Source organism: Microbulbifer variabilis ATCC 700307 (genome assembly GCF_000380565.1).
GTDB lineage: Bacteria > Pseudomonadota > Gammaproteobacteria > Pseudomonadales > Cellvibrionaceae > Microbulbifer > Microbulbifer variabilis.
Window position 1 is genome coordinate 50,185 of the sequence record NZ_AQYJ01000017.1, and the last position, 6,034, is coordinate 56,218.

9 protein-coding genes are annotated in these 6,034 nt (G+C 43.8%); all 9 read right to left on the bottom strand.

Going from position 1 to position 6,034, the window contains the following annotated elements; all coding sequences use genetic code 11:
• Positions 1 to 2 precede the first annotated feature (2 nt).
• Positions 3 to 299, bottom strand: coding sequence for a hypothetical protein (locus G367_RS0101405; RefSeq protein ID WP_020411305.1), 297 nt, complete (start codon positions 297 to 299; stop codon positions 3 to 5).
• The gene (locus G367_RS0101410; protein WP_020411306.1) at positions 289 to 522 is read right to left on the bottom strand and encodes a phage portal protein; all 234 of its coding nucleotides are present in this window, start codon (positions 520 to 522) and stop codon (positions 289 to 291) included. Before G367_RS0101410 ends, G367_RS0101405 begins: the two co-directional genes overlap by 11 nt.
• A gap of 56 nt (positions 523 to 578) precedes the next feature.
• A complete protein-coding gene (locus tag G367_RS24805) occupies positions 579 to 1,313 on the bottom strand; it encodes an SOS response-associated peptidase family protein (RefSeq protein WP_020411307.1) in 735 nt (244 codons plus the stop codon).
• A gap of 74 nt (positions 1,314 to 1,387) precedes the next feature.
• Positions 1,388 to 1,570: a hypothetical protein gene (locus G367_RS22840; protein ID WP_020411308.1), complete on the bottom strand. Its 183-nt coding sequence runs from the start codon at positions 1,568 to 1,570 to the stop codon at positions 1,388 to 1,390.
• Positions 1,571 to 1,633: 63 nt separating this feature from the next.
• Positions 1,634 to 1,768 (bottom strand): hypothetical protein, encoded by a 135-nt coding sequence (locus G367_RS26915; protein ID WP_020411309.1) that lies wholly within the window; start codon positions 1,766 to 1,768, stop codon positions 1,634 to 1,636.
• Between the two features lie 105 nt (positions 1,769 to 1,873).
• Positions 1,874 to 2,500: a hypothetical protein gene (locus G367_RS0101430; protein WP_020411310.1), complete on the bottom strand. Its 627-nt coding sequence runs from the start codon at positions 2,498 to 2,500 to the stop codon at positions 1,874 to 1,876.
• A 1,265-nt stretch (positions 2,501 to 3,765) separates the two neighbouring features.
• Positions 3,766 to 4,155 (bottom strand): hypothetical protein, encoded by a 390-nt coding sequence (locus G367_RS26570; RefSeq protein WP_020411313.1) that lies wholly within the window; start codon positions 4,153 to 4,155, stop codon positions 3,766 to 3,768.
• Positions 4,156 to 4,537: 382 nt separating this feature from the next.
• Positions 4,538 to 4,882, bottom strand: coding sequence for a ribonuclease E inhibitor RraB (locus G367_RS0101450; protein ID WP_020411314.1), 345 nt, complete (start codon positions 4,880 to 4,882; stop codon positions 4,538 to 4,540).
• Positions 4,883 to 4,967: 85 nt separating this feature from the next.
• The gene (locus G367_RS0101455; protein ID WP_020411315.1) at positions 4,968 to 5,255 is read right to left on the bottom strand and encodes a hypothetical protein; all 288 of its coding nucleotides are present in this window, start codon (positions 5,253 to 5,255) and stop codon (positions 4,968 to 4,970) included.
• Positions 5,256 to 6,034 lie beyond the last annotated feature (779 nt).

Here is a 6,034-nt window from a genome sequence, read left to right on the forward strand (position 1 = left end):
TCCTATTCAGGTTCAGATTGAGATTCAGGCTCAGGCTCAGCTTGTTGTGGGGGAACAGCGGTGCGTTTGGTTGGGGTGGTGATCTTGTTTTCTCGCAGCTTTCTTTGCCAGGCAGCGGTCTGCTTAATCACATCGTCAGGCTTCTTGCCGCGCCGACGAATGGTCTGCTGTGGGCTGGCCAGAACATTTTCCAGTAGGGTTTCATCGGCGCTGGCTTCATGGGCTGGATTAATCCAGGGCATCACCGGGGTAATAAAATCGACGTGCATCAGGGTTGCGGGGTCCACATCAGCGGACACTTGAAAGGCGTCTGCTAAGACCCATTTGCACCCAGCGCCTGGTGACCGGCTCTACAATCTCCTCACAGAATTCCAGGCTGAGGGTTTCGTAGTTTGTCCATTGCTCTACTAATTCCTGGCGCTGAGAACTGTAGGTGCCGTTGTAGTTTTTGCTAATGCTGCTAAAGCTGGCCATGGTGCCGGCAGCAGTCATACGGTGCATGGTTTCTAAAATACACAGCATATGAATACAAGAACTCCTCAATCAAGCAAAACTCCTGACCAAACAGCTTTCATTACTCATGCAATCATGTAGTGACTGTAGGTTACCGGCTCTCGGTGGCCCTTTAAGAACTCCTGCCAGTCATCAGCTGACTGAGACTCTGCATCTAACCAGGTCAATATATGGTCTGTCCCTAAAAAGATTGGGCTTCGATCATGCCCGACAGCCTTAACTTCAGGTGCTGGGTCATCAGTAATCAAGGTACATGAAAAGTAACCAACCTCACCTCCCAAAGATTCCCAGTAGTCCCAAAGGATAGGTGCCCACATCAAGTCTTTCCCCTTTGGCGTAAACTGGACTTGAGCCTTACTACCCTTGTGTTCGACCCACTCAAAGAAGCTAGTGAACGGCAATATTCCATGTTGGTGACCTATCAGAGGCCGCCAAGTTTTTGCTTCAAGCAATTTATCTAGTCGAGCATTATAAAGGCTGTATTTTGTTGCCAGATCCCAAACTGAGTTAGACGGGCGTATCGAGTAACGTAGCGGACGCAACCAATTCTTACCCCCATCGCTCACAATGCCTGGAGCAAAGTACCGCGGGTATACACGCTGACTAGGCCCCGCTAGCCGGAATTGACTCACCCGGGGTTGCCCCTTTAGTCCCAGCACATGTTTAACTTCATCCTTACTGGAGGACTTTTCCCACTCTTGATCTAAACGCAGCTGCTCCCACGACAATCCATCATTCTGGAAATTAATTGGTAGTTCCGAAAGCAATCTATTGCTGGGCACAGCAAAGGAGTAACACATGAGAGCCCTCTACGCTGCAAGATTCAAGCTGGGTTTGAAAATCTAGCAACAATGATAGCAGGCGTTTAAATCAGTTATTCTTCCAGGAGTGCCATAATCTTGGCTGATTCTTCCTGTGAGAACTTCAACCCATACTTCTCCATTATCGCCATAAACCGCTGCACGTAGATCGCCTGGACCAGTTCATAGGGGGGCATCCATTCATCGGGGCCTTTGTCACCCTTGCTTTGATTTCGACCATCATCGACCAGCCACAAGTTTTCAGGGTCTTCTGCAAACTGCCGCTTTGGTAAAAGTAACCGGAGCCAGGGAGAACTGAACTAAAAGCTCGTGGCGAGTGTTCCGGCAGTCCCCATCAGAATTAGACCACCTGGGTAGCCACGCCTTTCTTTGGCTTCTGCCTCAAGACAGCCGGTCAGAGCGGCGGATAGGGCAATAGGCAGGATTAATCGCATGACGCCCCCTCAAGATTATTTTGAAGGATTGTACCCAATATGGGGAGCTTAAAAATATCCAACTTTAATTTCAGTTATTCTTTAAATTGCTCATCTTCTATCAAGTTACAGATTCTTTAAGTCCGCTTCCTTTTGATTCAGGCTTGACTCTATACAAGCTAACATTTTCAACTGAAGCCGATTCTGCTCTTTCAGTCTCCTAAGCTCCTCTGTCTTTAAATTATATTTTTTAAGGTGTGATTCCTGTAAATTCTGAATCTGATTCAACGTATGCTGACCCATCTGAATATCGGCATAAGCCTCAAATTGATCGAGCTGATTTTTTAAAGTTAATACTGCCGTTGCAGCCATGCCGTATGAGCTAAATGCAATCAATTTACTCGCAAGCTCAATAGGAGTTTTTGGAACTCTGGGCAGCATAGAGAGAGGAGAGTTTGATTTAATCGTCTTCAATCTGGCCTGACCCTCATCAAGCCTACGCCTTTGCCTCTCAAGATCTTTTTGATCAGTCTTAATATGATCATCCAGAATATCGATCTTAACTAAGACGTCTCTTTTCCTAGCCTCCAGGTTTTCACCCACATGAAGCTGCCTCTCTCTACCCGCTCTCAAGTCCGAGATATCCCTCTCGATTTCACGGTAGGCGCTGCTCTTACCTCGGATGAATTTATCAAATGGAACACCAAAAGTCCTATGAAAAACACCCTTATTTTCACCTTTAGGATCTGGCATATCCTCCCCCTCTAATTTATAAAGTTTGAATAATTGGAAATACGATTCTTATGAGAGAAATCACAACTATTCATTGTAATTTAACTGAACTTAATTCACATGTCGGCATGCAAGTTTGACACAAAATTATTCTCCAGGGACATCCTCCCCGCCCAGTCGGACGGGACTTCCTCATCGAACCCCAGTCACCCACTCGGAGAGGAAGTTGGCACCATTAACCCATTAAATGGCGTAAAAGTTAACACGATGTCAACGGCGATACGTGGTATTCGTGATATAGCTATTGCGCTGGAAGAGGAAAATCAAGAGAATTTCGCCGCCGCTGTTACAGCGCTAAGCAAGCAACCCTTGATTCACTGAGCGGAGACCAGCAGGCTCAAATGAAACATCCAAGCATAGCTCTACTAAAACGCCTCAAAGAAGGGATGGAGCAAATGGGCGAAACCCTAAATCGTATTGAAAAAGATTTAGAGGTCTGGGCAAAATAAAAGAAAGCCGCCTAACCGCGCGTCCTGTGAGATACAAAACCTCGTGCTTTGGTCCGAGGTTTTTTATCATTACACCTCCATCATTAAAACACCATACTGTTGGCCTACTACTCCGATTGGGGTTTGAACGACATTGTGTATGACCGCAGCGCTGCTATATAGCTTTCCACTAACAAATAATTACACAGTGCATCTATTTGATGATGAATCCTTTCATCCTTTACAGATTTTGCGTACAAATCAATCAAATAAAGATAGATCCCTCTCATCCTTTACAGATTTTGCGCACTAGTCAATCAAATACATTTGCTGAGCACCTTTTACCCAAGCCATAATTATTAAGAAAACGCCAAGTACAAAGGCCAAAAAGGCAAAAAATATAGATTCTAGATTTCTTTGAGAGTATGCAAAAAAGCGAAGAAAAAATGAACTCACCAGCCAATTTGAATCAATTACAGAGCCGATATGTTTTAATGTAATATATTAGTACTGGACATCTAAACCCTCATCCATATCATCAACAGATGTCACTTTTGTCAAAAAAGTACAGTTGAGTAATCTTTATTCTCAGTTTTTTAGTACTTATTTCTTATAGATAGACAATAGAACTACCATCTAAGCTGACTTCAGTCACCTTGTTTTTACCTAGAATCCGTTTGAGCAGTAAGGAATCCCCAAGGATAAAATGCTGTCGAGGTGACCTTATTCACCCACTCGGAATCGCCATAGACGCAATCGAGCTATGAACGGCTAGGCGATTCGATGTCAAAAGCCCCTCTACCCCTCGGGCAAGTCCCACTTAACAGACTTGGTCGCACCAATAACCTCTATGCCTTTTTCACCCATATAGTTTTTAAGGTTTAATTTGAGTGGAAATCTTTCCACCTTTTTAGGGGGAGGACTATTCAAGCGTTTTCCTAATACTTCTATCTCATAATAATCCGGATTCGCTGGGTATTGTTTTGGATCAAGTGAAGGCTCTATATCAGGGTCGTTTTTCCCCCATACAGTTAGCACGTATTCCCCGGTAAAGTCTTTAGCCACTTTGATTTTAGTAAAATCAATTAATTCTTGTTCCTCAGATTTATGTTCTGATTGGGCGATAGACTGACCAACTTTACCAGATTTTTTAGGCGAAATATCCTCGCCACCTCTTGCCCGCGCCATAAGTACCTCCTAAATATGAATGATTCCAGCTCAACCTTAGGGGCCAAGTCTTAACTATGTGCTAATACCCCCAAATATATGCCTCGCTTTTAGCCTAGACCAATCAAGTAAAAATCTGCCAAAAAAAGATATATTTACGCCAATACCGCAACAGTGTGACTAAATTAACACACTCATCCACATTCAGACGCTCGCTATGGCGCTACTTCATCTACTTTTTAGGAATTGTACCTTGGGCATTTTATTGTCTTTCATTTCTTCCCGCTTGATGCATAACGTCCGCTACAGTCGGTCCAAATGCGAAGCGGTATTTGTGTTATTGTTTGAGCGCGGCGAGTAACGCAAAAAGTGCGTAGTGTTTGGCCTCGGCTGCAAGCGTTTGTTAGCTACCGTTCTGCGCGATGCACCCCCAGCCTTCGACTTCAACACCATAAAATTCACTAATGCAAGTCATAAAGCCTGATACGCAAAGCAGGATGTTTTGAGTTACAAGCATATCTATTAGTACTTGCACCATGTATTGCTTTTCTTCATCAATTACATTCGCTGTCCCGTACTGAAAATCACCAAGAAAACCCGCCACAGTGTTTGCTTTTTGTTTGCTGTCGCACTTGAAGGTGAAATCTACTTCTCTGAATTTGCTAAAGTCATCATTGTTGGAATCTAAGCGGCAAAGAACATCAGTATCCGCTTCCGTAGCTTCCATTAATTTAGAAATTACTGACATAGTTCGTAGGTTACCTAACGCCAAGTTTTGGTGCGCGCGTTAGCGTGTCCCAGCCGAAGGCGACAACACCGCCTTTTTATGCGCTTCACTCTTGATTGAAAACATTTTTATCGTACCAAGCCTCAGAGTGAACTTCTGTTTCTGCTGTTAATGGAAATTTCTTTATTGCTTCAATTGGCAGCTGAATAAGTTGGCCCCCAGATGAAATCTCAACGTATTTCTCTTCGGTTTCCTCATCGGCATAGACTTTGAACAAAGGATAATCAACCCTCTTATCAATAGAGGCGTTACCAGTTTCAATGTAAAGCTCCATGGTCATGCCGAAATCTGAAGCAACTTGGGTCTTTACTTCATTATCTTTAATTCGTTTCATATTTTTGGTGCTTTTGACACATAACGCTGCCCACAAATGCCGGAGGTAAGGGGCGCGTTTTGTGCGGTTTTTTACACAAAACGTGGGGCTTACCGGAGGTCATTTTTCTGGGCCTTGTTAAATTTTTCATGTTGCAAGTACCGATATACATAGAATGCTGAACACACAGCTGCAGTAGGTATAGTAAATTTTAAATAATCAAAACTCTCTTGCGCTGCATTTACTTCTCCTAACATTAAGTAAAATGCTGGGGCAGCTAGAATAGACGATATCCCGCACGCCACTATATGAGCAATGCCTTTATTATCAACAAACTTAGAGATTAAAGAATAGAAGGTAAGCCAAAAAATGGACCCTGCAACACCAAACATTACATATGAATAAATCAATGCAAGAAGATACCTTCCGAAAAAGTCACTTCTTCCACCCCACATCCAAATTGCAGCGATAAGACAGCAGAACACGTTGCAAATTAGTATGGACTTTAGAATATTGAAATATACTATTTTCACTTTCATAAATTTAACGCCTCAAATAGGGGCGCGCGTTAGCGCGTCCCGGCCGAAGGCCTGATCTTGCCCCGATAAAACGGACACATTACTTTTTTCGAATGCGCGCATTTTTTCTCCGTCAGAGGCTAGTGCAACGAATCGCTGCACGTAGCCATTAGTACTCTCCATGTTGATTACTCTTTGATCGAGCGCACATGCCCGTATCACCCATATCACCCGTATCACCCGTATCACCCGTATCACCCGTATCACCCGTATCACCCGTAT

What these genes read in the sequence shown, in the direction of transcription:
- G367_RS0101410 (WP_020411306.1), bottom strand. Translation starts at nt 522, where the DNA reads ATGCTGTGTATTTTAGAAACCATGCACCGTATGACTGCTGCCGGCACC.
- G367_RS24805 (WP_020411307.1), bottom strand. Translation starts at nt 1,313, where the DNA reads ATGTGTTACTCCTTTGCTGTGCCCAGCAATAGATTGCTTTCGGAACTA.
- G367_RS26915 (WP_020411309.1), bottom strand. Translation starts at nt 1,768, where the DNA reads ATGCGATTAATCCTGCCTATTGCCCTATCCGCCGCTCTGACCGGCTGT.
- G367_RS0101430 (WP_020411310.1), bottom strand. Translation starts at nt 2,500, where the DNA reads ATGCCAGATCCTAAAGGTGAAAATAAGGGTGTTTTTCATAGGACTTTT.
- G367_RS26570 (WP_020411313.1), bottom strand. Translation starts at nt 4,155, where the DNA reads ATGGCGCGGGCAAGAGGTGGCGAGGATATTTCGCCTAAAAAATCTGGT.
- G367_RS0101450 (WP_020411314.1), bottom strand. Translation starts at nt 4,882, where the DNA reads ATGTCAGTAATTTCTAAATTAATGGAAGCTACGGAAGCGGATACTGAT.
- G367_RS0101455 (WP_020411315.1), bottom strand. Translation starts at nt 5,255, where the DNA reads ATGAAACGAATTAAAGATAATGAAGTAAAGACCCAAGTTGCTTCAGAT.